Consider the following 26586-nt stretch of genomic DNA (forward strand, 5'->3'; position numbering starts at 1 on the left):
AAAACCACCAAACCCAAGCGCATCAATCTGCGAGCACTCCGCCGCCCTAGCTGGAGCATATTTCTGAGTATGCGAGGGAGACATTCGTGAGTGAATGCCAAGTCAAGACCTACGACGCCTACGGTCGTTCAACGTTCATCTACGACAGTTATATTCCGCGCGCGGATTATGAAAAGGGATCGAGGCGCCTTACGTCGCTTATCCAGAAACACAATCCAGGCGCGCGCAGCCTGCTCGATGTTGGCTGCGGCTCGGGCAAGTATCTGGACAACTTGCAGCACACCTACCACTGCGAAGGCCTCGACCTCTCCGAGGGGTTTCTGGAAATCGCCAAGAAGCGCTGCCCCCATATCCCCATCCACAAGGGCGACATGACTGATTTCGATCTCGGACGGAGTTTCGATGCGATCTCTTGCCTTTTCCTAGCCATTGGCTACGTGCGGACGGTGGAAAACATGGAGCAGGCGGTGGCGAGCATGGCGCGTCATCTTAACAGCGGTGGTGTCCTTTTCATCGAGCCCTGGGTCTATCCTGAGAATTTTTGGGTAGGCAAACTCTCCTCGGAATATGTTGAAGAGCCTGAACGCAAGATCTCTCGCATGTTCATTACGCGCGTGGAGAACAGGGTATCAGTTTATGACATCCACTATCTCGTCGGCACGCCGCAGGGCATTGAGTATTTCATCGAGCGCGAGGAACTCGGCCTTTTTACTCACGAGGAGTACCTTGGCGCCTTCGAAAAGGCGGGGTTGAAGGCGTTCTACGACAAGGATGCCGGATTGTTCGATGCTCACAACATCGGCATGTATTGGGGTAAAAAGGAAATTTGAGGCGGTTCAATTGATCTGGGCTCTGCAATGCAGCTCGCGCGGTCAAACAGATACGAATAGGCTCGCCTGCCAACATCGCAATTGCTTCTAAAGGCGAGGTCGAAGTCCGGGGATAATGAGCAACCAGAAATTTGAGTTTCTGATGTGCGGCAACCACACCGATGCGTTCCTGTCGCAAGCCGCCATCTACCGCCTTATGCTGGATTCTCTTGGGAGAGACTATGCAGAGGCGAGACTGGTCCTGTGTGTGGGCGGACCCGAGCGCATGCCGTTACCCGCGCGTTGGCAAAAGCCCTTCGAGCGCATCGAGGTGTTTTGGGCGGACGCGGACGAGTACCGGTTGCATGGCGATCTCGCGCAAAGCGACTTGATCTACCGGGTCATGAAGCCTTCGGCGGACATCTCGATCATTTGCGATGCGGACACGCTGCTGTTGCAGCCATTCCCAGAAGATTTCGTCAGCGCGATGATCCGCTCGCCTGCCCTTTCCGGCTGCATCGCCCATTATCCGCCGCCCATGAATGACTTCCGCACTCCGGCGCCGACGCCCGTTCGGAGCGCACGCGAACTCTGGGACATACTCGGAGGGAAGATACTCGGCCGCAGGATTGATCTTCCGTTTTCCTATACACTGCGCGAAGAGCCGGAGCCTTGCCCCTTCTACATCAATCTCGGCTTCTTTGCGAGCACACCTGCTCTTTTCCGGGAATTCTATCGAGAGCACAAGGCACTTGTTCCTCTGGTAAGGCAGATTTTGGACAACGATTTTTACGAACAGATTGCGTTGACGTTCGGCATCGAAAGGGCGGGCCTTCCAGTTCGCACGTTGCCAATTCGGTTCAATTTCCCGAACGATCCGATCGCCGAGGCCCTGTACCCCCAAGATACCGCGGATATCGTGAACATCCATTACCTTCGGACTAATCTTTTCAACCGGCACAGCATCTTCGCTGCGGAAGATGAATTCAATAGGTTCATGGCTATGCCGCTCGAAAGTTCGAACGCCGTCTTTAGGGATGCTATACGTAACCTTTCCGGCGGCACATACCCCTTTTCGCCTTAATATCTTGATATTGTGACGATACCGAACAAAGTGCTTGGGCGCAGCGTGCTGGGGCCGCGGTCGGCAGGCGCAATTGGACATTCATAACCAACACAGTATGCAGGGCGGTGGTAGAACCATCAGTGACGCGCTGGCGTTTGGGGCGGTGCGGGCGGCGTAAAACCCGTCCTGTCCGCCCAATGAAAGGGAAGTCGTCGCAGTCCGGGTCGCCCTTCCAATCATCGCCGACGCTCTTTGGGGCATCGCATTACGCCCGAAAGCGCCGACCGGACGCGATCCACGATGAACGTGCTCCGATAATTGGCGCGGAGTTGCTCGCGTTTGGCTGCCGGGTGAAGGATGGGGACGTCATCCCCGCCGACCGGACCATGATTGATAACCAGCTCGCCAATCCCATCGCTGGCCGCAAAACTTTCCAACCACTTCATCGCCGTTCAAGCTGCCGACGGAAATCTCCGCAAAATGCCTAAGATGGGGGCGCCGTCCGCCTTCTACCCGAATGTCCCGGCTGTTCCGGTTAGTGAAAATCGGAACCAAGCTGAGGGCACCAAATACTGCCGCGTCCMGTACTTCGGCTGGGCACTCACCGGATGAGCGGCAACAGTGTTGCGGCTGCAATGACCACGACGATTGCCGTTCTTATTAGAACTCCGTGACAGTGGGTCATCGTCTCGTCGGATGATCTAGACTGCGCATTCATGGGCAACTCCCTCACTCGGCGCGGTAGGCTTGCGCGAATGCAGCGGTACGACAAGCGGAAACGCGGAGTTCAGGAGGGATCAATCGAATTCCGTGGCTCAAACGGCACACTCGGAGAAGTCGCGCAAGCGATATGGAAATCTTCGCATTGAGCTGCCACGCGAGTGGAGCGGCCCCTACGAGGTGCGTGCAAAAAGACATCAGCTAGCATCGAACGTGACGGTGACGCAGTTTCGAGCACGCTTGTTGACCGTTTAATTATCTCGGCTCGACGCCATCCGTACAGCCATGCCATCTTACGCAGCGATATTGGGGGGTGGGATGACGAATGAGGAAATATGGGCAAAGGCCATCGGAAATGGTCTGTACGTTGCCCTGCTTGAGTCGATGGTCGAGCACGCGAGATTGCATCAGGGCTCCCCGGAAGACGGCGTCACCCACGCTAGGAGGGCGGCTTCTAGAGGTGCTGCCAGCCTTTCTGCAGAGGGAGCTGCTACGACCGGAGCCAAGATCGACACAAGCTCCGACCTCTTCGCTCGCATCGATCGGTTACTCGATCACATTGAGGCGGACGCTCGCGCTCGGCTGGGCCTTCCAGGCCGTAAGAATCCGACGCATTGAGGGACGATAATGGATATCGAACCGCACGAATTCGGGAAGCAGTATAGCCCTATCGTAGCCTGCAGTGCAGCCTTTGCGTGTCTTTGAGACACTGCCTCGCAACGAAGAGGGGCGCCTGGTCACGAACGATCTATTTGACCTTGGGGGAAGATGTTACATCGTTCGTAGCGGCAGCGGTTGATGTCAGTGACGGCGCCTCCCCCGTCGGCAGATGAGGAAACATCACCTCCCGTTGACCGGCAGAAAGTAATGGCAAGGCAGCCAACCCCTAGGCTTGGCGCTGCGAGGCCTCCGATGCCGGCTGCGCACTGCAACCGGGCGGCATCGACAACGTGCGACGCGGTCGAGTGATGAGATCGCGCATCCTCCGATCTATCGTCTTGAGCAGCCGCGCGTGAAATCGCGGAAAATCCCTGAGCGACATGGGCTCCGAGTGGCGTGCCTCGGCGAGTGCGACACCGTTGCCGACGATGCGCTGGCGGGCTACGCCGAGATCGAGCCCTCGGATCGCGGCCCCTCGGTTTAACCGGCTCGTGTCCCTTGGCGCTACCGCCCCTACGACGTCGTCGCCGTTGCCGGCGGCTTGCGGTATTGGGTACGATCCGCCTCCGTGCGCGATATCGGGCGTAACGCTCTCATTCACCCCAACGAAATGAGCCATTGCGCACTCCCGAGACTGCGAGGGCGTAAGCCTCCTCGAACCAGCCAATGCGTTGTTCATGGAGAGCGAGGCGTGGGGGCGGATCGTCGATAGCTGCCTGCTCCTGCAAGCGTTCGCATGCGGCATTATCTTCCGCCAGCACCCGCCGCGTGAAAAAATCGAAGATGCGGTCGACCGTTGGCCATGCGAGCGCGCGCGCGGCCCGGCGCCAGACCTGCGTGGATGCAGGTTGCGGGATCCGGAACGAGCACGAGATCAACTTCGATCGATCATGCGCTAAGGGCAATATCTGAAGTACGACGGCGTACCAGTAGCCTTCGCGGAGATAGTGCGTAGCGTGGACGAAGCTCACCACGAGCCCTGGGAATATCTGGAGTATTCGGTAACGCTCCGGAACGAACTCCCCATTCTCACATTGGCGCACCATATCAGGAAGCGATTTTGGGTTGCCGCCGCGGAAATAGACACTATGCGGTCCTATCCGGTCATAGTGCGCCTCGTCGCCGGGAATGTAGCCGTCCTTTCCGAAGGTCGATGGATGGATTGCAACAATGTGATAATCATCGAGCGAAATCTCATGAATATACCGCCAGTGGGCGTTCACCTCGTACTCTATTCGGCTAGCCTCCTTCTGCATAAAGGTGGAGGTATGCTTGAGAATGGCAAACGCTGGCCCGAGCCAAGTCTCGAGGCTAGGTCCTTCGGGATCGGCAAAGCGCCCGAAAATCATTCCGCCCACCTGAGCCAGTTCGACGCGTTTCAGCCGCGCATTGAGTTCGCGAGGCGGCTTGCCGAACATGTCGGGACAATTGGGAATGCCGAGTGCAAGCCCGTCCTGATTGTAACGCCAATGGTGAAACCCGCAAACCAGCGGTCCATTGCCCTTGTCGTGTTGCCGCAGCGGATAGCCGCGATGCGCGCATTTGTTCTCGAAGGCGACGATGCTTCGGTCGAATCTCTGCACGACGATGGAGCGCCCGCCAAGAATTGTGCGAAACCAGTCATTGGCAGCAGGAATTTGATGCTCGAAGCCAAGGAACGTCCAGCATGTCGCCAGAGCTTCCCGCTCGGCGGCAAAGGCCTCGGCAGAGACGCGCGCTGCATTAAGCCGCGTCCGCATCTCGGGAGGAATCACGTCGTTTAGGGGAAGCTGAATATTCATGGCCGAATCGATGATGGCGCGCCATCCGCTTCGCGACAAGCTAGGCGAAAGCAACGCAGCTTGCACGTCGCATATGTTGCGCCTTCGCGAACAGATCGTAATGGTGTGGCAGGCCCATCTGAACTGCAACCGGGAGCGAACAGCCTGACCACTCCAACTCGAAGGCCGTTCTTATTCGGTGCTTGGGCGGCCTTAGCATGCTTTGCGGCTCCCGTTGCGGCCGCGCCAGAATCGCTTCGCTTCATGCATGGAACGTGGCAGGGAGAAGGATATGTCATCGTTTTGGACATGGATCGCCTGCTCGCCAACCTGGACCCAGGCAGACCTTTTCAGCGGGACGCCCTGATCATTAGAAACATCACTGACGGTATGGTGGTTTTCTCAACGGGAGGCAGGCAGTTTATTGGCCTGTTCGACGATAATACACTGGCGCTGAGCGGGGACGGTCTCACTGGTACGATCAGGCTGGAACGCGTTACCMGTCCTTAGATCAGATTCAGTGTCGCTCCATCCAGCGCTGGCGCCACAACGCGCTAGCCTATCGGGACGTGCCATTACCTAAACTGCCACTTCGCGCGGATGTTCACGTCGGTGCTCTCTTTGGCTTGGACCTCGGCTAGAGCCGCGTCGGCAGCTTCTGGCAAACACCGCCTTCCCTCGGTCGCCGCAGAGCTTATCTCTCAGGTTTGGCGCCACTTCTCGGCAGCGTCCGAAACAGATCGGTCGAACTCCATCTCGTACCCCGCCTGCAGGAAATTACGTTGGCTCTCATCATAGTAGTCCAGCTCCAATTCGAACCAAGTCCGTTTGCAGAACTCAGCCCGAGCCGGGATTGCAGAACGCGCGGTCGCGGGCTGATCTCGCAATACCCKACGAGAAGCAGCAGGTAATCACTAGTCAGCCGCGCAAGCTCCACTTCCAGGTAGTCGATGAGAGATTCCAGACCCCGCGCCGACTGCGGGTCATGACCATCGAGAAACTGCCGGACGAAAAGCGTGCGCCCCTGGGCAACCTCGCCAATCATCCGCCGGTAGAGCGCTTCGTATTTATTCCCGAGCCGTTCCGAGATTTCTGCGATCGAGAGGGCCAATCCATCCTCGCCATGGGCGAACTCGTGTAAATGGACGGTACGAGCATAATGCGAGTAGACGCCCGCTCGCCCGCCATAGTCGGGTAGCTTGTGTATTTGCGCAGCCTCGAAGAGCGATGAGGTGCCTCCTGACAATATCCGCGGCAACGCATCCAGAGGCGTAATCCACCAGTCGAAAGGGTAGGCCCGTTCGGTCGTCCCGATGCGACGGAGCTGATAGGCGACCTCACAGCGGCCACCAAGGCTGATCATGCGATCGACATGAATGCGCTGACGCGTGAACGATAACGCAGCCCGCAGCGTTTGCTTGGCTTCGCACAAGATCACCCCGCCCTCCCCCAGCCAGCGGGCTGGCAGCGTGGTTCGATCCAACCTCCCAGCTCCTCTGTTCCCCCACCAGAATCTCGAACACCCCGGCAATCACGAGATATCCACATCCTGACGCCGAATCATGCAATTGAATAGATCAGGTTTCTCCGGCCTTCTGGAACCCAAATAGGACCGGACTTCAAAGCAAGGGCGTGAATGGTCATCGTCGCCGGCGTAAAGTCGTGGGCGAAGACCTGTCGTGGCACACTTTCCTTTCCGACAGAAAGGCTCGTCTCTTCCGCATTCGGTGCCCGGAGTTGTTGCTCAGACCATGGCCGGCGGCTAAGCAGAGCCCTCACGAAGAGGATGCGGCGATGAATTGGGTGGTCCGGGCTGCTGAAAGGATTTTGGGCGTCCCGGCTCCTGCCTCACAAAAGACCGCCCCAATCGCGCCCGTTATTCCAAGATGGGATCAACTCAGCTCAACGATCGCAGCCATCAACGAGCGACTAACCGGCCAGCCCGATCTGCATCCGGCGACCAGAGTGCTTTGCGAGCAAGGGCCGATCGAAACTTGCCTGGTCTTGGCAGACAACAGCCGGCTGGCGAACGCACTGCAGGACGTAGGTACGAATTTGACCATCCACTCCAGCAACCAGTTGGACTGGAGCCGCGAAACAACGCCAATCGGGAAGCCTTTGGCGTTGGCCGATCGGCAGATCGATGGGTGCCCCCCCGCATTCGATGCGGCCTTCATAGAGATCGATGCCGCAACGTCACGCGACTGGGAACAATTCTTTAAAAAGGTCCGACAGAATCTCACCCCACAAGGACGCTTGTGGCTACATTTTGCGCCGAGCCAAGGCGACGCCGAAGTTTGTTGCCCTCACCAACAGGTTCTCATAGAGCGGTTGCTTCGAGAGGTGCCTGCCCGCTGGCGATTGACGGAAGGATGTAAACCTTTCGATCAAACTACTCGGCTGGCAAGCCTTGGCGTGCGGCCGTATGCTGAAGCAGCCTTGCGCGCGTATTTCCAAATCGACGCAACGACGACCTATGGGGGTGCCTTGCTCGGCCCGCTTTTTGCCCATGGCTGCATCGATCCCGCAATCAATGATGACGACGAGGGGCGTCTGCTGGTTGCCGCCCTTTATCGGACCGAGCAAGACCTCATCGAAAGCGGAGAGTTGCTCTGCGACAATGTGATTTATCTTTGCCGGCCTCGCCCCCCGGACGCTGGACATGTCACTCGCTTGTTCGAGCAGCATGCGGGGCCGGCCCCGGAGGCCGCGCTCGCTGGCATGGCCGGTTCGCTCGAACCATGGCTCGAATTCAATCTGACGAGCGCACTCACTAGCGCGCGCGCCGCGGATTATGCTGCTCCCTTTCCGCCCGCTGAATTGATGTACCGGACAACAGGACTGCAGAAGAACCGGGATTTCGCGCAGCATGGCGCGGACATCATCTCTGCACTGTCGGGAGCAAGCCCATACCCGCTCAATACCTTCGGCACCGTGCTTGATTTCGGAGTGGGGGTTGGGCGGGTCGCGCGCTACTTTAAGGGATTTGCGGGCCGGTATATCGGCCTGGACATCGACCCCGACAATCTGAGGTGGATAGCTGAAACAATGCCTTGGGTCGACGCGGTCCGCAGCAAGCCAAATGCAGCGATTCCGATCGGATCCGGCTTGGTCGACGCAGCAATCAGCATTTCGGTCTTCACGCATATCGATGAAGCCACTACAGCTTTTTACATCGACGAACTGCATCGGCTCCTGCGCCCCGACGGCATCGCCCTCCTGACCCTGCATGGCGAAAGAGCCCTGCAACGCGGGCTAGACGATACGACCGTTGCACGCTTAATGGGAATCGAAGCCGGACGTCTTGAACAGGCGAAAGCGACACTTGAACAAACAGGGTTCGATTTCATCGAACAATACACGCATCTCACCCAGGATAATTACTGCTACGGGACAACATTCATATCGCGACGTAAAGCCGAAAAATTGTTTAGTCGGCGTTTCACGGTTCTGAATTTTGTACCCGGGGCCATTCATTCTTTTCAGGATCTCATTGTCCTAAAGCGCGCCTGACAGCGAGCAGAAACGATCAAGGAAAGCGCGCGCATGCTCGGCCTATTCTATAAGCCGCAGCCGATTATTGAAGAGATCGGGGCCGGTTATTTCATTCCCGCTCATCCTGAGCCTCGTAAAGCGCCGCTCAACATTTTAGGGGTAGCCCTCGGCGCTCGGCACAGCCTGATTGGCGACTGGATGCCTCACCACTATCGGGCCTCTGTGGACAGCTTTCGGATTCTGAAGCGCCAAATCGTGATTGTGAACGAGCCTGACGCGATCAAACACGTAATGGCGACCCGGAACGACATCTACGAGCGCAAGAGCCCCCAGATGCGGCGCGCCCTCGAATGTCTACTCGGCGACGGTCTGTTCATTAGCGATGGAGCGACCTGGCAGCGACGCCGTCCGCTGGTCGCCGACATCATTCACAAGAACCGGCTGCCTAGCTTTGCACCGACAATGGAAAACGCAGCGCTCGAAATGGTCGAGCGCTGGTCGTCCCTGAAGCCAGCCGAACCGATCGACATGCTGGCGGAGATGGCCAGCCTTACTGCCGAGATCATCGCACGCACCGTTTTCGGGCGAGATCTCGGAACCAAGGCGGCGCGCGAGGTTATCGCCGGCTTCACCGAGTATCAGCGGCACGTCGACAGCTTTAATCTCGGCTATTTTCTGGGAGCCGACGAAGGTAGGCCGGTGCGTCGTTCGCGCGGCCTGAAGCGCGGCGCAGCCCGGGTTCAGCGCGTCATCGAAGATGTCGTAGAGCAGCATATCGCCGGTGCGGGCGACGAGGGGTCGATGATCCAGCTCCTTGTCCGACGCCAGGCCAAGAACCCATCCGCTGGCCTCGATGTCCAAGCCCTGCGCAATGAGGCAGCGACCATCTTTATGGCGGGCCACGAAACAACCGCATCGTTGCTGACATGGAGCTGGTACTGCCTGGCTCACTCACCCTGGGCAGAGCAAGCGTTGCATTCGGAATTGCAGCGGGTCCTGGGCGACCGTCCGCCCCGGGTCGAGGATGTTCCGCAGTTGCATTACACGCGCGCCGTCATCGAGGAGACCTTGCGGCTCTACCCGCCGGTCCCAATACTCTCGCGACAAGCAAGCCAGGAAGATCGCATCGGCACGCTTCAGGTCGAGAAGGGCGCACTCGTGCTGGTTATTCCCTGGCTGCTGCACCGGGCCGTCGAACTCTGGGACGAACCCAATCACTTCCGGCCGGAGCGCTTTCTGGAATCGCCCCGCCCGCGTCCCTATAGCTATGTCCCGTTCGCGGTCGGTCCGCGGATTTGCGCTGGGCTCGCTTTCGGCCTTACGGAATCGATTCTTTGCCTGGCGACGCTTGCGCAACGATTCCGGGTGCGGCTCACGCCGGGCACCAGGGTCGAACCCGTCTGCCGCCTTACGCTGCGTCCGAAGTCAGGTTTACCGGTGACAGTTGAGCGGCGGTGATGGATCCCCTGCTCGAAAATCCGCCGAAGCACACGCTCGGGTCGCGCCTGCAGGACTGGGTGCATTTCGCCCTCTACTATCTGCTGCGGCGGGCGCCGATCGACATGATCTCGGACCTCGGCAGCCGGTTCGTGCGCTGGAGCGTGCCGCGCAATCGGCCCTGGATCATCGAAGGCGCCCGCAACAATCTTCGACGCCTGCGCCCCGATCTCGATGAGGCGGCTATCGAAACGGCGATCCAGCGCTTCCTCGACAATGTAGGGCGATTAATGGCGGAGTTCGTGGTCCTACACCGCCTCTATGGTGCAGGCCGCATTATGATCAGCGAGCGTTGCGCCTCTTTCGTTAAGACCGCGAAGGAGCAGGCGACAGTCGCGATTGTTCTACACACCGGAAATTGGGAGGTATGCGGAGCGGCACTTCACCAGCATCGGATTCCCCTCTCAACATTTGCCATACCTCCCGAGACGTGGGCCCAACGGGTCATCGCATCAAAGGCACGGAAGGCGCTCGGAATCCGCATTCTCTACCCCGACACTCGCGGCTTAAGGGACGCACGTAGAGAGCTGCGACAGGGTCGCATCGTTTCAATATTCTGCGACGAGGCACGCGGCGGGTTTACAGTGGGGCCTTTCTTCGGCCGCCGGCCACATCGGGAGGGCAATTTGGGTGTCGCCGCCTGGCTTGCTCGGGACATCGACGCCCGTCTCATCGTGTTTCACTGCCGTCGGCTCGACAAAAGCAGATTCTTCCTCGATGCGACCGATTTCTTTCAGCTGCCGCAGGACAGTGGCGATCCGCGCACGAGAGCGGTTCGCGACGCCGCCTTCTTGAACGGTGTCATCGAGCCGATCGTTCTCGCCAATCTCGATCAGTGGTATTTTCTCGACAACACGATCGACTAGGCTCAGGACTTATTTTTGCTGAGCGCGCCAGTTGGCGCTGATCGAGGCATATTTTCCGCTGTCTCATGGCGTGCCGCGTGTCGACGACCAGCGGGTGGTGAGCGGGATCGTCTACGTCATCCGCAACGGCCTGCAGTGGAAGGACGCGCCCAAGGGATACGGTCCCCACAAGACGCGTCTCACAACCGCTTCATCCGCTGAAGCCGGCTCGGCGTCTTCGACCGGATCTTCACCGGGCAAGGGCCCAAGCCCGAGCGCATGATCGATGTGACACATCTCAAGGCCCATCGCACGGCGGCAGGCCTGCTAAAACGTATGGCCCGCCCCGTCTGCAAGCGGTTTCTACGATCTGGCAAAGGCAGTCTGCGTCAACGTATCCGGTCTCAGGACAGAGCCCTGGCCAAGATGGAGATCCGCGCGTTCCGGGCCTCATAAAAGGGACGGCATCGAGTGCCATTTTGAGCATTAAGCTTGCGGAACACCGATCGACTGTCAGGCCATCTCGCTTCCACCTCCCGCAAACTTCCTACTGCCCGCGGCGCCGGGTGCACGCTACGAGCTGATCTCCGTCTAGGCCGTAGCCGGCCGCGACGCGGCGAAGTCGGACTAGCCTAGCCAAACGCGATGCATCCGTGGAGCAATGGCAGGAATTCATCGAACACCTCCGCGATGAGTACCAGAAGGGGACTAGCCGCCGCGCGCGAAGCGCCAGGTCCGATGCGCTTCTTCCTGAGCGCATCGCGTTTCGCGATGAAGAATGCCGGATCGGACGCCAAATCGATGGCCTTCTCGTAGAGCGACATCGCTATGGCAAAGCGGGCCCGCCGGGCACAGCGATCGGCGAGATTCGCCAGCCAGAAGGCCGAGCTTGCGCGATGCGGACGCAGGGCCGCGGCGATGTCCGGCGTCCGGCGGTCCTGAAGGAAGTCGAGCACCAGCGGGCCAAGCAGGCCCGTGCCATTGAGGCACCGGCTCACGGGGTGACCGGCTCCAGGGGCGATCGCGATTGTGGCGTTGGGGAAGGCCGGCATGACCTCCGCCCGCATGTACAGGGCATCCAGCTGGAGCCGGGGGTCAAAGACGATGAAGACAGGCTGTCGGGATTTGGGAACGTCCGCCAGATCGCATTGGGTGGCGATGACATGTTTCCGGTATTCCCGCCCCCCGAGCTGCGGATAGCGCGGATGGATCGAGCACAGGGGGCTCAGGGCGAGAATCGAGGCATCGATGGAGCCGCCGAAATACAGCGCGGCAAAGGCGCCCATGCTGATGCCATAGCAGACGACGTCACGATAATGCGCCGCGATTCCGGAAACGGCACCGGCGAAATCCTCGACCTTCAGGTCCTGATACCAGCTCTCCGAACGCTTCTGAACGATGACAAGGTCGTACCCTGCCTTCAGCAAGAATTGCTCTCCGAACCCCGCCTTCGACGGATAGTTCATCAGTATTTCGGCGAAGGTGACGACCAGCGTATCGCTCTTGCGCCCAGGATTGCGAATGTGCTGGATGATCGTCTGGCCATTATCCAGAAGCGTCACGCGATCCGATGTTGGCAGATGAGCGAGAGACTGGGAAATCTGCATGCGACTTGATCTCGGCGAGTGAGTTGCGGAAAATATCCACGAGTTGGACGAGATCGAATTATAGATTACGAACTCATGACCATGCAAACAGTAAGTGATGAGGCATCAGATAATTGAGTTATTGTCTCGGATCGAGTGTATTGTGTCTTTAATTTCGAAACAAAGATTTTGATTTATGCTGTGACGAAATACCTTTCTTCTGGAGCGGATTTAAGGGTTCCCTTACGCGCTTTTCTGCCGGAAAGGCGCAGCTGCTCGCTGCCCTGCCGCCAGCCAAACCCTCATCGCCGACCGCGGCTATGATAGCGCCACGTTCCGCCGGGCGCTCAGTGCCTGGCATCGAGCCCTGCATTGCGTCGAGCAGAAGCCGCAAAATCCCTTCCCTACGACAAGGCGCTCTATCGCCAGCGCCACAAGGTCGAGAACCTCTTCGCCAAGCTCAAAGACTGGCGACGCATCGCAACACCCTACGACCGATGCGCCCACACATTCTTCTCAGCCATCTGTATCGCCGCAGCCGTCGTCTTCTGGCTCTGATCAACAAGTCCTGAGCCTGGCCGCACGCGAGCCGGCGTCCAAATGTGCGCGGCGGCGCCTCAAAGCCTCATCCCCAAGGCCCGGGCGGAGGCAAAGCGCGGCGGCGGATCGACGAAGGCGCCCGGTTCATTGACCTGATCGGAGAGAACCCGCCGCGCGATCTCCCGAGCCGCCACATCACGGCCCTCGGTCCCGTAGAATGATCCGCGCGACTGAATGGTGGCGGCAAGGACCCTGATGAGGTCATCGACCAGAGCGCGGTCAACCGCTTCAGGTGCTGTCCATATCTGACCAAGCTCGCCCTGATGAGTCAGGCCAGGCATGTCGTAAACCGCCATCCCAAATGTCTTCACTGGCCGTCCCGCACGCAACGCATGAAGCCCGACCGTCGAATTGACGACGAGCACGCAACCTGCTCCGGCCATCAGGGCATCGAGATTCCCTCCGTCGACAAAATGAACGCGGTTCGCAGCACTATGGCGAGCCGCGATGGCGCGCACTTCGGCGCCCCAATCGATCATCCCGACATCCATTGGGTGCAGTTTCACGATCAACCGCATCGCAGACGGTGCCTCGCGCACAAGCGACGCGATCACCTTCTCCAGTACCTCACGCTGATCGGTGAACGGCGAATTGGCGCGTATCTGCCAGTCGTTCTGCAGTTGCAGCGCGTAAAGCGCATAGGGCCAGGCGCGCGCTTCAGCCTCGGCCAAGACCCGCTCAGCGTCGTCACGCGCGCGACTACGGCGCCAGCTTCGAAGAAACGAACTGAAATACTCCGGCAACGGCGCATAAAAGCGGTCAGGATCGTAGCGCGGATAGCAGAGCCAATCGAAGGTGTTCAGCAGATTGAAGGCGACCTCGTTGAAGGCCTCGACAGCGAACGGATGCGCATGGCGCCGCGTCGGGTCGACGGCCGGCAGTGTCACTGCGAGGGATCGGATTAGATCTGGATCTGCCGGGAAGTGCGAATGGACGCCCATCCCACCGCGCTCAAGCGTGATCCAGCCCGGTCGCAGATAGCCGAACTCGACAGCGTAGGTCCTGACGCCCAGATGTTGAGCGACCTCTGCAGCACGCGCATGATAGGGCATACGGTCGCCGTAATAGAGGATGTCGGTTACGCGGTGCCCTTCGATCAGGCGTGACAGGTATTCCGGCCAACACTCGCGTGCCGCGCGAAAGGCAAACGCCGGGCGCCGTCCCCAATAGACGTGGTCGCCCGCGCAGAAATTCACCTTCAGAACCGTCGCGCCGGCCTGACCAAAACGATCGCCGAGCTGCCGCCAGAAGCCTGAGGGCGGCCCCTGCAGCATGAGGACCGTGCGGTTGATCGCGCCCATTTTCAAACCGTCGACAAGTGGCCTGGCGATCAGCCCGGTGCTGCCGACGCGATCAGGCGCGGCAGCGCATCCATTCCGAAATTCTCGCCGATGAGCCGATCGAGTTCTTCACGCGTCGCGACAAGCGCAGCGTCGATCTGCTCGGCACTGTGCTCGCTAGACACAAAGAAGCGCAGGCGCGCTGTGCGTTCGGGCACGCCGGGCGGCAAGACCGGGAAGGCATTGATTCCGCGATCGAGCAGGCGCTGTGCGAGCTTTACGGTCCGCAGCGTATCGCCGACGATGATCGGCGTGATGGCAAAACCCCAGCTGGCTCCGGTATCGAGCCCCAGCGCCTGAGCACCAGTCAGGAAATGCCGGCCATTGGCCTTGAGCCGCGCAACGCGCTCGGGCTCCGCGAGCATGAGCCGCAGGGCGGTGGTCGCCGCCACCGCCGCCGGAACCGGCATGCCGACGCTATAGACGAAACCGGGCGCGATGCATTTGAGCAGGTCGACTAGAACCCGCTTGCCAGCGACATACCCGCCGCAACTGACCATGCTCTTGGAGAGGGTGCCGAGCCAAATGTCGACCGACTCTGGCGCGACACCGGCATGCTCGAAGATTCCCTTGCCGGTCTCGCCAAGAACTCCGAGCCCATGCGCGTCGTCGACGAGCAACCAGCAGCCATAACGCTGCTTGATCTCGACCAGGCGAGCGAGATCCGGGCCGTCGCCGTCCATCGAGAACAGCCCTTCCGTCGCGATCATCACGCGCCGGAAGCGCGCGCGCTCGGTCCTGAGCATGCTCTCCAACGCATCGAGATCGTTATGGGCGAAGACCCGGCGGGATGCGCCCGAAGCGAGGCCCCCCACGACGATACAATTATGGATCAGGCCATCATGAAGCAGGAGGTCGCCGTGATCGAGCAGGGCCGCGATAGTCGATACAGCCGTCGCGTGGCCGCTGACGAAGGCAATCGCATCCTCGACGCCGTAAAGATGAGCGAGCTCGGCCTCAAGTTCGCGATGGGCTTCGCGCTCACCCGCCGTGATCCGGCTGGCCGAGACGCTCGTGCCCCAGCGTGCCACGGCCTCCTGCACCGCGGTAGTGATACGCTCGTCGCCGTTGAGCCCAAGATAATCGTAGGAAGCGAAGTTGATGATGGCACGGCGATCGATTTGCGTCACCGCGCCGGCGCGCTCCTCATGCACGCGATAATAGGGATTGTGCAGGCCGAGCTGATCGCCGACCGCACGCTGCATCACCAATTGCTGATAGGCCGGCAAAGTTTCGAACGAAACGTCATAGTCAGGAGGAACGCTTACTGGCCGGCGGGCAGGCTGCGGCGCAGCCGATCTCGCCCCAAGCGATGCGCGCGATAGATCGATGATCGATGAGACTTCCGCTCTGGAGAGGGGTCCCGGCTTCGTCCCACTCATAGCACCCCGTCCTTTGCCCGCACAGGCAGTTGCATCCCCTCGGCGACGGCTGTGATCTCGGTGAGGTTTGAACCATCGGCGCCATGAGCCGCAGCCATTTCTCCAGCCAGGCGCACCGTCTCGTCGGTGTCCTCGGCGTCCCCGAGAATACCGGCCAGGATCTTCTCCGCGACGTGAACTGCCGTTCTGTCTCCGAGCGACATCAGGGGGAGCTCGATGCCGATCCGCTTCTCGACGCCAAGACGCAGTTCGAGCGCCATCAGCGAATCCATGCCAATCTCGGCGAGCGGGCGTCGTGCGTCGATGCTCGCCACGTCGATGCGCAGAATACGGCCGATCTCGCCCTTGGTGACACCCAGCACGATTTCCAGCGCCTCGATCGCGTCCTTGCCCGCGACGAGCGCGCGCAGGTCGAGGGTATCACCCTGCTCAACGCCATCACTGGATTGGCGCATTGCCGCAAAGGCTGGCGTTGTCAGGACAGCGAGGCTATTGGCGACCGAACTCCGGCCCATGGCACTGTAGATTTGGACGGGCTCGACGGAATCGCCCTGTGCCAGCAGGCGCCCGAGATGGCTCAGAGCGTCCTTCACCGAAACGCCAGTCACGCCAGTGGTTCGCGCCAATCGCTCGCCAAGCTGACGGTCACGCGCGATGACGCCCGCGTCGGAGATCGCACCCCAGCCGACGGCCAGCGCCGGAACACCCCGGGCCCGTCGCTTGCGCATGACGCCTTCCATGAAGGCATTGGCGAGAACATAGGCGCCCTGCCCCGGATTGCCGATCAGCGTCGTTGCCGACGAGTACACCACAAAGCACTGCAGGGGGTCGTCCCGGGTTTCGTCGTCGAGCGCCATCACCCCATTGACCTTCGGCGCGACGACCGCATCGAGGGCCTCCGGTGTGAGACCTTCGAGCAACCCATCCTCCAGCACCATCGCGGTATGGACGATGCCTCTGATCGCGCCAAAGTTCTCGCGTACCCGCGCGATCAGCGACCCTACCGAGGATGCATCGGTGGCGTCAGCCTGCTCCACGCTGATCCGATCCGCGTAGGCGGCCCAACGGTCTGCTGCAGCGGGGTCGATGATCCCGCGGCGCGAGGCGACGACAACCCGCGTCGCTCCTCGATCCGCCAACCAGAAGGCGGTCTCCAGGCCGAAGCCTCCCGTGCCCCCGAGCACGATGAATGGGCCCGGCCGCGGAACGAAGGACTGCATCACGTCGGGATCGCGTGCCCTCATTGCCGGCCGGACCACGATCTTKCCGACATGCCCAGAGCGCTGCATGAGCCGCATAGCGTCGGAGACGTGCTCTCCGTCGAAAACCCGATAGGGCAAAGGCCTCAATTCGCCGTCCTCGAAGCGGTCGGCCAGATCGCCAAGCATTCGGCGGACCAGCGCGGGATCATGGGCTAGCAGTTCGTCGAGATCGACGCCGAAATAGCTCAGATTGCGAACGAAGGGGCGAAGTTCGAGCGCGGTGTTTTCGAGATAGTCTCGCTTGCCTAACTCGATGAAGCGCCCAAACGGGCGCAGCAGACGAAGAGTTGCCCGCATGGCCTCGCCGGCGAGCGAATTGAGTGCGACGTCGATGCCGCCATGGTTCAATCGAATCTGCTCGGCGAAATCGAGGCTGCGCGAATCATAGGCAGCCTCCGCGCCGAGGGCGAGGGCGAGCTGCCGGCGCTCCTCGCTGCCGGCGGTTGCGATCACCCGCGCTCCGATCGAGCGTGCAATCTGCATCGCCGCCAGGCCGACGCCACCGACCGCCCCGTGGATCAGTACGACTTCACCAGCCCTCAGGCGCGCGACCTCCATGAGTGCGAACCGGGCKGTCGCGAACGCCACTGGTATGGTCGTAGCGGCCTCTAGCGACAGCGAGCCGGGAACCTTGCAGAAGCTCTCGGCACGAGAAGTTATATGCGAGGCGAACGCCGCGGCCGCAAAACCCATGACCCGGTCGCCGACCGCAAGCTCCGTCACGCCGGGACCGATTCGGGTCACCCGCCCGGCGCATTCGAAACCGAGCACCCCTGAGCTCATACCTCCGGCCAAGAGGTTCTCGTCGAGCAACCCCATGCCGACCATGACATCTCGGAAATTGAGCCCGACGGCTTCAACCTCGACTTCGATTTCGCCCTCGGCGGGCTCACGCCGATTGCTCCATTCCCACTCGAACTTCTCGAAGCCGGCCCCAGGCTCGGCCTTCAGCAGACTACGCTGCCCGCTCGTTCCAGCGTGCCGGGTCACTGAGGCGCCGCCAATTCGAGGAGCCAGGAAGCCCTGATCAGTAATCAGAAGTTCCCGCTCATTTCCGGCACCGGCGATCGCGGACAGCAGATGCTCCGCAGCTGTTTCGGCGGGCAGGGACGAGGCGATGCTGACGAGCCGGATATCGATCTCCGGGAACTCGTTCACCGCGACACGGCCAAAACTCCAGATTGCATCGGAAGCGGGGTTGGCGACGCCTCCCAGGCCGAAGGCGTCGCGCGTGACGATCCAGAGCGGGCCCTGCTCGTTGTTCCGCGCAAAGACCTGCAGMCGCTCGGTGAGGCGCAGAGCCCTGGCTTGTAGTTCGACACCTTCTCTTTCATCGGCGGGCAGGTCGATCCAGACGGGGCCGCCCTCCCCTGAGCCAGAGGCAAGCGCAGCGGCAAGCGAAGATGCGTCTCGCGCGCTGCCAGAGATGATAAGCTGCGGACGAGTCCCGACAGCCTTATATGGCGGCGTCCGCCGCACGGCCTCGACCAGGGTGCTCCMGGCGACGCTGACAAGCTCGGCCTGCACCACGAAACCTAGCGGCTTCAACGCGGCAGTGATCTCTTCGGCCGTGGCTGAGACAGACGTCGTCAACCAGGGATCGGATTGCGCTTCGAGCCAGCCCTGCCCCAGGCCCAGGACCAGGTCGAGGGCATCGTCCTGAGGCAGCGCCGCCACAACGGCCGGCGCGGCCGGTGCCAGCAAGGGAAGCAAGCGTTCAAGCGAGGTGGCGCTCGGAAGCCTGCCACTCGGAAGGGCAATGACGGCATCGATCACCGCTAGCGTGCCGCTCGCCTCCCGGTCCTCCGACGAAAGGTCGAGATGTCTGGCAAGATCGATGCGCCGGCGAGTTCCCGCCGGCGCATCGCCTGCCGTCAGGAGCAGAATCTCCCCACGCGCGGCCATCGCCTCAAGACGCTCGTAAAGCGCATGGGCCGAGGGCTCGATCAGAGCAATGCGCGGATGCCGCGGTGCCGAAGCGGCGATTATCGCGCGAACGCGGTCCTCGATCGCGTCCACCGTCTGGCTGAGGAAGGATGCAGACTGCCAGAACAGCGCAGCGGCATCGGCCAACAACTCACCCTTTCCAGCGCGCAGCCGATCGGACAAGCGCGTGGCCACGGAATTGGCGCACAGCAGTTCTGCTTGTGCCTCCGGGAACCGTTCGGCGAGCGTCGCAATCAGCGGAGCGGGAGGCGGGAACGGACTTTCCGCGACGATCGTCCAGACTCCGTCCCGCTCCGTCGCGAGTTCCGCCGATTCCAGCAAGCGGAGCGCAACGCCGAGCAGTGCGGCAGAATCCGGATGAACCAGACCGTGCTCGATTGCCGCTCCCGGTTCGAAAGGCCTGCCGTCCGCGAGCTTCAGCAAAACGGCGTGCGCAGCCGAAATCACTGCGGCTCGGGTGACGAGCCAGGCCGGCGGCGCCTCGGCGTCGCGTTGTCCACTGGCAGATGAAAGGGCGGGGAGCGCAGCCCGATCAATGGCGTGCAACGGCTCGAAGCGCGTTTGGAAAATCCGGCTTTCATGATCCGTCCGCCCCAGGATGGCGGCACGCAGATAGACACCCTCGAAGTCGCACACCACTCCGCCGGCTCCATCGAGAAGCCAGCCACGCAGGTTCTGCGAACGCGGTGTTTCCTTGACAACTTCGATGAGCGCCCGGGCGATCCGCGCACCCGGCTGCCAGCAATTCAGTCGCTGGATCCGCACGGGCAGGAAAGCTTTGGTCTCGCCGGCCTTTTGCGTCAACCCGACGAAGAGACCATGAAACGCGGCATCCAGCGCCGAGGGATCGATGAGATGCCGATCCTGGAACTGCCCGAGAGGTGGCGGCTCGATGGAGAGTTCGGCATCCAGCCAAGAACCGCTGCGCCGGAGTGCCCGGACCCGCTGGAAGGAGGGCCCATATTGCAGCCCGGCCCGTTCGGAGGCGCGATAGACATCCTGGCGCGTGTGGGTCGTAATGTTGGCCTCGTCGAGCCCATTCGAGGGGTCATCGGCTTGGCCCTGTGCCGGCGCCACACGACCGGCCGCATTGAACGTCCAGTCATCCGCGAAACGCGCCCTGCTCCAGACTTCGACGCGAGACAGCGAGCGTTCAAAGCGAACCGAAATCTCGCGCATCCCGCCCTCGGGGATGATCATGGGGCGGAAGATATCGACATCGTTCAGTTCGATCGGCAGGTCGCCATAAACCTCCCGCCCCACCGCCAGAGCCATTTCCACTAGCGCGGCACCAGGCACGACGATCTCGCCACCGACACGGTGATCGGCCAGATAGGGAACGAGCTCGGCATCGAGCAGCATCCGCCATTCAGGCGATTCATCCACTAGGCGCGTGCCGATCAGCGGGTGATGCTTGCCGCCATCGATCCGGCCGAAGGCCTCAATGCCTTCCTTGGTTTTCGGCAGCACGCAAAGTTGGCGTTGCCAAGGGTAATGCGGCAACGGCACCCGGATGTTCGGATTCGAGCCAACGAGCTTGTCGTGGATGGGGAGCGCGCCCCGCGCAAGTAGCGTAGAAACCAGGGCCAGAACCGGATCGCGTTCGCCCTCGCCGTCCTTCTCGTTCAGGCTGCCTATGGCCGCCGCAGCCGATCCGAGGCTGCGACACGTATCGGCAACGGCGCCAAGCAGAATCGGGCGTGGCGAAATCTCGAGGAAGAGCGTGACACCGTTCTCGGCTGCGAAAGCGGTCGCATCCTTGAAAAGGACCTTCTGCCTGACGTTGCTCCACCAATAGGCAATGTCGAGCCGCCCCCCCTCAATCGGGCCCCCCGTGACCGAAGAGATGAAGGGGATACGGGTTTTGTGGAGCGCGATACTGCTCAGGCCCTTGAGCAAGCCTTCTCGCACCGGCTCAAGCAGCGCCGAGTGGAAGGGATAGTCGAGGTCGAGCTTCAGCGTCGCAATGCGGCGCCGACGCGCCTCTATCGCCAGCGCCTTGAGCGCGAGTTCGTCGCCGCTCACAGTCACCGAACTGGGACTGTTTACCGCAGCGATCTCGAGATCGCGATCGACCGCCTCGACCAGATCGCGCGCCGTCGCCTCATCGGCCGAGATGGCCATCATGCCGCCGAGGCCGCGCACGCTTTCCTGATGCTGGCTGCGCTCGATGACGAGACGCACCGCGGCTTCACGGGTCAGCGCGCCGCTGGCCTCGGCTGCGGCGACCTCGCCAACGCTGTGTCCAAGGACGAAATCGGCCTGCAACCCATAGAGCTTCAGGACGGCGAACAAGGCCGACTGGATTGCATAGACAAGAGGCTGCGCCACACTGGTGCTCGCAAGCTGCTCCTTGATGTCGTCAGCGTGCAGAGCCTCGATCAATGACCATCCGGCCAGCGGCTGGAAGATCCGATCGACGGCCTGGAGTTCGCGCGCGAAATCAGCATTGCTGCGATAGGCGGCCACACCCATTCCCGGCCATTGGCAGCCATTGCCGGGGAAAACCAGGGCAAGCTGTGTCGCCGGCGCAGCTACGGCGATCTTAACTCTCGGATCATCGTCGCTCGCCACGACACGCGAGAGCGCGGAGAGAGCCTCTTCGCGCGTAGACAGTGGCATCACGAGCCGATGCGTCAGCAGATCGCGCTGCCGGGCGCTGGCGCGGGCAACGAGATCGAATTCGGATGCATCGTCCAACAGGGCCGCGTGATAGGCCGAAGCGACCGCCGACAAGGCGTCCCGTGTGTGCGCGCTGAGAACGAGCACTTCGGCACGCGAAGCTGGCGCGGCAGAGACTTCGCCCCGCTCTTCAGCCGTAGGAGCCCGCAGGATGGCATGCGCATTTGTGCCGCCGAAGCCATAATTGCAGATGCCCGCGATCGCCACATCGCCGTTTGCTTCGGGGAGGACGAGATCATGCGCGGCCGGCCGGAGATTGAGCTCCGCGAAGGGAACATGCGGGCTAGGCTCGTCAAGATGGAGCGTCCGCGGATAGATTCCCTGTTCGAGCGACAGCACTACTTTGGCCAAGGCGGCCGCTCCGGACGCCGATTCGAGATGGCCGATATTTGACTTCACCGAACCGATCGTCAGCGGCTCACGCCGCCCGACACCGAGTGCCTGGCCAATGGCACGCGCCTCGATCGGATCCCCGACGGGCGTTCCGGTGCCGTGGGCCTCGACAAAGGCCAGCCGGTCGGGCGGTACGCCTGAACGCGCATACACCTCCCTCAGGAGTGATGCTTGACCGTCGACCGAAGGCAGCGAGACTCCGACTGTCCGCCCGTCCGAATTCACGCCAGTCGCGACTACGACGGAGCGGACACGATCTCCCGACCGTCGCGCGACGTCCAGGCGACGCAGGACGAGCGCAGCCCCGCCTTCCGACCGGACGTACCCATCCGCTTTGGCTGAGAACGGCCTGCTTCGACCAGTTGGCGAGAGCATGCGAGCGCGCGAGAAGCCAATGAATGGGATGGGCGACAGCAGCATGTTGACGCCGGCGACGACGGCCGTGTCGATGATGCCCGCATCAATCGCCTGAATCGCCTTGTCGAGAGCAACAATCGAGGATGAGCATGCCGTGTCGACGGTCATGCTCGGCCCCTTCCAGTCGAAGGTGTAGGAAATGCGGTTGGACGCAATCGCCAGCGAAATGCCAGTAATGAAATGGCTCTCCATCACTGCCTGATCGATCGACGCAGCACCTTGGTAATCGACGTTCGAGGCGCCGACATAGACACCGATCTTTTCGCCCGCGACACTCGAGGGCGGGATGCCGGCATCCTCTAGGGCTTCCCATACGAGCTCGAGCAGGAGGCGCTGCTGCGGATCGATCTGCGCGGCTTCGCGCGGAGAGATTCCAAAAGCGAGAGGATCAAACGCGAGCGGGTCGTCCAGATAGCCGCCCGCGAAACTGTAGCTGTATCCGAGCGCAGCCGGATTGGGATGCAGAAATCGCTCAACCGACCAACGACCAACGGGCCCGTCCTGGACGGTGCACCTGCCGTCAATTAGGATTTGCCAGAATTCGTTTAGATCACGCGCACCCGGCAAGCGCGATGCCAAACCAATAATCGCCGAAGGCATGATTGAAATGTATTCCCCGAACCCGCTTGAATCGCCGGTGCGTATTGAAACGCTCCGTAGCCCCTCAGCCTTACCTCAGCGACACGTCAAGAAGACTTCGAGTTTATTTTCTTTTACGACGATCGCCTGCAGACCGGCTTTTCAGCTCATGCCTTATCAAGCGCACCTGACGCAAACGAAAAAATGACGCAAGTAAGCTGTGAAAGCTGCAAAGTGCCCGAATTGACCACCCCGGCCCCACGAAAAAGCGCCCGCGCGATGCAGCATCAATGATAGCCTTGGCAACATCTTGAGCCGCCCAAACCCCGCCTCCGGACGTTATTTTTCGGGTAATCTCCGGTTTACTGTGGGTTTCCATTTCGAGTTGTGGCGTGAGGGTATCGGGAGGACAGGCGACCGTTACCGATACACCACACTCCGCAAGTTCAACGCGAAGGACCTCGGCCAGAGCCCGAACCGCGAATTTGGAAGGAGCGTAGGCGGAGTAGCCGTAGATGCCCAAGAAGGCTGCACCGGAGGAAACAAGAACGATTCGCCCCCTCCTCGCGGCTGCCATTGCTGGCGCGGCCGCCCTGACCACATGAACCGATCCGAGATAGTTGGTTCTGAGTTGAGAAGTATGATCCTCAAGCGGTTGTTCGAGGAACAATCCAGGCTTGGCGATCCCCGCGCTACAAATTACCCAATCCGGCGCGCCGTAAGACTCGATCAGTTGCTCGATCGCCCGCTGACACGCTTCATGGTCGCCGACATCGACCGATATCGTAACGACAACTGCCTTCGGACGCCGCGATAGCAGTTCAGCCTGGGCCACGGCCAGCCGATCCGCATCGCGCGCCAGCAAGGCCACAGGATGGCCGATATCAATCAGCCGAGCCGCGCAGGCCTTGCCGATTCCACTCGATCCGCCAGTCACGATTGCTAGACCAAGTGCCGGCCCGCACACACGCTTTCCTTCCAACCAGACCTACAATCTATGGAGCCTCTGGACCACCATGTCTTCCTCGATTAAGAGGAAATTGGGGGAGAAGTCTCAGAGTTGTGAGGTTTAGCGCTCTCTTTTTTGTTGCTCAACGGCGGAATGATCATTGTGTTCGGCAGCCTTCCGGACGTTATTGGATTTCAATATCCGGAAATTCGCCCGATACACCCTCGATCCGGCTGCGCAACGCGAATCGTTGTGTTGGTATCTGGCCCGAATCCGACTTTCGACTACTATATTAAACCGCGCTTGGGCGACCGCCCGTCCCTCGTCATTGATATGTCTGACCCCTCTGCGCTCAACGAGCCGTTATTTCCGGGCGACTACGTGCTGGCCTGCCGGTATCTAACCTGGCGCTGGGCCCGTCGCTTGGCTTCAACTCCGGGATTATCGGGCATCGGCTTGATGTTTGATGACGATTATGTCGCGTTTCTTGCCGATTCGACTGTGCCCCTGGCCTATCGGTTCGACGTGGCGAGACGAATCGTTGTCCCCTTGCGCATGCTCGCGCGAAAGTTGACGGACATCTTTGTATCCACTCCCCTACTCCAAGAGCGCTACATCAATGCGCGAGCCACGATCTTGCGACCGGCGCCGTCCGAAATTGACCTATCAGCCGAGCCGAGAAGGGAGGCGAGCGCGCTTCGCATCGCTTTCCACGCTCAGCTAAGCCATTTGGCCGACCACCGGCTTGCGGCGCAAATTGCCTCCGAACTTGCGGCCCAACAGCCTGGTCTCTTGATCGACGTGATCGGTCCCGCCCGGGCCCAGCGTTGGTGGCGCGAAATTCCAGGCGTCCAGTTCCGCAAAGAAGTTGATTGGCCGACCTATCGGCACGTCTCGGGAGAAAGTCGTACCGACATCCTGATCGCGCCGATGTTGGACACCCCGCTCAATCAGGCGCGCTCGCCGACCAAGGCGATCGATGCCGTTCGCATGGGGGCGGCCGCAATCTTTCCAGCCCTCGAGCCCTATCGAGAACTTAGGGGAGCCGCATCCCTCGTGTCGGGTGGCGTTGCAGAGTGGGTTGCCGCAATTCGAGCCATGCTGAACGACCCTGAGGCGCGCCACGCCAATGCTTCAGCGACAAAGCAACTCGTTTCGGGCTGGAAGGATCAGGTTCGCCCTGTGCTCGTGGCCTKAGCGATGCGAAGGCGGCTAACTATTGCCATTTGCGTGCACGGCTACTTTCCCGAGCAGTTTTTCGGAACCGCAGTTTATGTGAGGCAGTTCGCGCAGGCCCTTCATCAGCTCGGCCACCGGCCCGTCATCGTGACCGTCCGGATCAACCCCGATCCGCACGGGGCGGCTTTGGCGCCGGTCGAGTGGCTCGACGGAATCGAGATTCGCAGGATCCTCAGGCCACCTGTTCGCGGGTCGCGTGATACCTACGACGACCCGCGGATGATTGGCGCTCTGGAAGAGACATTCCGCTCGATTGCACCGGATGCCATCCATGTCGCCCATTTTCTCGGTCTGACGGCCGCGCTTTACTCGGCGGCCCGAACACTGGACCTCCCGGTTTTCGCGACCCTGACCGACTTTCACGGCTTTTGCCACCGTGGGACCTTGTTGAACTCGTGGGAATACGCCTGCAGAGGTCCGAGCCCCAGCCGGTCAAATTGCGTGTCGTGCGGCTTACGCGATCACGCCGAGGAAAATCCCCGCTCACTGGGGCTGGCCTATCTCGCATCCTGGTTCGCGCGTTCGACCAGCGCGATCGTACTTCCTCGCTTGCTACCCCTTCTGCCCAAGCAGGCCGCAGACGATATTCGCGCTGTGATCGAACGCCCGGACGTCCTGCGCGAAAGGCTGTCACCCCTGCGCGCAGCCTTGGCACCGACGCAGTATCTTCGGGATGCCTACCGGCGCAACGGATTCTCGCTTCCCATCGAGATCTGTCCCTTCGGGATCGAAGCCGACCGCACCCCGAAGCCAAACCGTCCAAAGGGGCCATTGCGCGTTGGCTTCATTGGCCAGATAGGCAAACACAAAGGTTGCCATGTGCTGGTCGATGCGACCCGTTTTCTCGATCCCAGGCGCTTCCTGATTGAGATCTGGGGCGACATGACCCGACACCCTCTGTATGCCAGCAAATTACTGCAATCATCATCCGGGCGCCCGGTCCTCTTCCGCGGTGGTCTTCCGATTGAAGCGCTCGACGTGGCGCTGCGCAGTCTGGATGTGCTGGTCATGCCGTCCATATGGGCCGAGAACGCGCCCCTGACCCTCTTGCAGTCATTAGCCTGCCATACCCCCTGTATCATCTCCAACCAACCAGGCATGACTGAGATCGTCGCCGACGGGGTCAATGGGGTCGTCGTATCAACGGGGAGCAGCAGGGCGCTTGCCGCTGCGCTCACAAAACTGGAACGCGATCGAGATGAACTCGAGCGCCTAACGCAATGTACATCGTACGAACGGGACACCATTCATATGGCGCTCGATGTTCTCAATGTGTATTCGCGACACGGAATTCAATTCTGACGACAAGCAAGAAGCAAGTGTGATGCTTCCGCCACAACCCCACGTATTCGTGGGCT

Annotated in this window: 14 protein-coding genes and 1 pseudogene; 8 read left to right on the forward strand and 7 right to left on the reverse strand. The window is 60.8% G+C overall.

The genetic code is table 11. The features are described from left to right. Nucleotides 1–86 precede the first annotated feature (86 nt). Nucleotides 87–830 carry a class I SAM-dependent methyltransferase gene (locus tag AC1DIO_RS26115; RefSeq protein ID WP_476854309.1) on the forward strand — a complete coding sequence of 248 codons (744 nt, stop codon included), beginning with the start codon at nt 87–89 and terminating at the stop codon, nt 828–830. Between the two features lie 115 nt (nt 831–945). Further along, nucleotides 946–1893, forward strand: coding sequence for a hypothetical protein (locus tag AC1DIO_RS26120; RefSeq protein ID WP_476854310.1), 948 nt, complete (start codon nt 946–948; stop codon nt 1891–1893). Between the two features lie 1955 nt (nt 1894–3848). Here AC1DIO_RS26120 and AC1DIO_RS26125 read toward each other — a convergent pair. Together AC1DIO_RS26125 and AC1DIO_RS26130 are read right to left on the reverse strand one after the other, a co-directional pair. After that, on the reverse strand, nt 3849–5036 hold the full coding sequence (locus tag AC1DIO_RS26125; protein ID WP_476854311.1) for an aromatic ring-hydroxylating oxygenase subunit alpha: 1188 nt from the start codon (nt 5034–5036) through the stop codon (nt 3849–3851). A 673-nt stretch (nt 5037–5709) separates the two neighbouring features. Continuing rightward, nucleotides 5710–6498 (reverse strand): DUF1796 family putative cysteine peptidase, encoded by a 789-nt coding sequence (locus tag AC1DIO_RS26130; RefSeq protein ID WP_476854312.1) that lies wholly within the window; start codon nt 6496–6498, stop codon nt 5710–5712. A 311-nt stretch (nt 6499–6809) separates the two neighbouring features. Here AC1DIO_RS26130 and AC1DIO_RS26135 point away from each other — a divergent pair, with 311 nt between their 5' ends. From AC1DIO_RS26135 to AC1DIO_RS26150, 4 genes and pseudogenes are all read left to right on the forward strand, one after another. After that, a complete protein-coding gene (locus AC1DIO_RS26135; RefSeq protein ID WP_476854313.1) occupies nt 6810–8528 on the forward strand; it encodes a class I SAM-dependent methyltransferase in 1719 nt (572 codons plus the stop codon). Between the two features lie 33 nt (nt 8529–8561). Then, the gene (locus tag AC1DIO_RS26140; protein WP_476854314.1) at nt 8562–9968 is read left to right on the forward strand and encodes a cytochrome P450; all 1407 of its coding nucleotides are present in this window, start codon (nt 8562–8564) and stop codon (nt 9966–9968) included. Further along, nucleotides 9968–10873 (forward strand): lysophospholipid acyltransferase family protein, encoded by a 906-nt coding sequence (locus AC1DIO_RS26145; protein ID WP_476854315.1) that lies wholly within the window; start codon nt 9968–9970, stop codon nt 10871–10873. Before AC1DIO_RS26140 ends, AC1DIO_RS26145 begins: the two co-directional genes overlap by 1 nt. A 31-nt stretch (nt 10874–10904) precedes the next feature. Continuing rightward, nucleotides 10905–11071 (forward strand): annotated as a pseudogene (locus AC1DIO_RS26150) (transposase); the annotation flags it as partial. Between the two features lie 413 nt (nt 11072–11484). Here AC1DIO_RS26150 and AC1DIO_RS26155 read toward each other — a convergent pair. After that, entirely contained in the window at nt 11485–12414 is a 930-nt protein-coding gene (locus AC1DIO_RS26155) for a hypothetical protein (protein WP_476854316.1), read from the reverse strand. Nucleotides 12415–12810: 396 nt separating this feature from the next. Here AC1DIO_RS26155 and AC1DIO_RS26160 point away from each other — a divergent pair, with 396 nt between their 5' ends. Next, nucleotides 12811–12996: a transposase gene (locus tag AC1DIO_RS26160; RefSeq protein WP_476854317.1), complete on the forward strand. Its 186-nt coding sequence runs from the start codon at nt 12811–12813 to the stop codon at nt 12994–12996. Between the two features lie 59 nt (nt 12997–13055). Here AC1DIO_RS26160 and AC1DIO_RS26165 read toward each other — a convergent pair whose 3' ends face one another. The 4 genes from AC1DIO_RS26165 to AC1DIO_RS26180 form a co-directional block, all read right to left on the reverse strand. After that, a complete protein-coding gene (locus AC1DIO_RS26165; RefSeq protein WP_476854318.1) occupies nt 13056–14339 on the reverse strand; it encodes a capsule biosynthesis protein in 1284 nt (427 codons plus the stop codon). A 29-nt stretch (nt 14340–14368) separates the two neighbouring features. Further along, on the reverse strand, nt 14369–15583 hold the full coding sequence (locus tag AC1DIO_RS26170; RefSeq protein ID WP_476854319.1) for an aminotransferase class I/II-fold pyridoxal phosphate-dependent enzyme: 1215 nt from the start codon (nt 15581–15583) through the stop codon (nt 14369–14371). A 173-nt stretch (nt 15584–15756) separates the two neighbouring features. After that, nucleotides 15757–23061 carry a type I polyketide synthase gene (locus tag AC1DIO_RS26175; RefSeq protein WP_476854320.1) on the reverse strand — a complete coding sequence of 2435 codons (7305 nt, stop codon included), beginning with the start codon at nt 23059–23061 and terminating at the stop codon, nt 15757–15759. 103 nt (nt 23062–23164) lie between these two features. Further along, nucleotides 23165–23977: an SDR family oxidoreductase gene (locus tag AC1DIO_RS26180; protein ID WP_476854321.1), complete on the reverse strand. Its 813-nt coding sequence runs from the start codon at nt 23975–23977 to the stop codon at nt 23165–23167. Nucleotides 23978–24142: 165 nt separating this feature from the next. Here AC1DIO_RS26180 and AC1DIO_RS26185 point away from each other — a divergent pair, with 165 nt between their 5' ends. Continuing rightward, a complete protein-coding gene (locus tag AC1DIO_RS26185) occupies nt 24143–26530 on the forward strand; it encodes a glycosyltransferase (protein ID WP_476854322.1) in 2388 nt (795 codons plus the stop codon). Nucleotides 26531–26586 lie beyond the last annotated feature (56 nt).

Source organism: Allobosea sp. 05T439 (assembly GCF_056396005.1).

Coding starts and splice junctions, on each gene's coding strand:
- AC1DIO_RS26120 (WP_476854310.1), top strand. CDS start 946: ATGAGCAACCAGAAATTTGAGTTTCTGATGTGCGGCAACCACACCGAT.
- AC1DIO_RS26125 (WP_476854311.1), bottom strand. CDS start 5,036: ATGAATATTCAGCTTCCCCTAAACGACGTGATTCCTCCCGAGATGCGG.
- AC1DIO_RS26135 (WP_476854313.1), top strand. CDS start 6,810: ATGAATTGGGTGGTCCGGGCTGCTGAAAGGATTTTGGGCGTCCCGGCT.
- AC1DIO_RS26140 (WP_476854314.1), top strand. CDS start 8,562: ATGCTCGGCCTATTCTATAAGCCGCAGCCGATTATTGAAGAGATCGGG.
- AC1DIO_RS26145 (WP_476854315.1), top strand. CDS start 9,968: ATGGATCCCCTGCTCGAAAATCCGCCGAAGCACACGCTCGGGTCGCGC.
- AC1DIO_RS26165 (WP_476854318.1), bottom strand. CDS start 14,339: ATGGGCGCGATCAACCGCACGGTCCTCATGCTGCAGGGGCCGCCCTCA.
- AC1DIO_RS26170 (WP_476854319.1), bottom strand. CDS start 15,583: ATGCAGCGTGCGGTCGGCGATCAGCTCGGCCTGCACAATCCCTATTAT.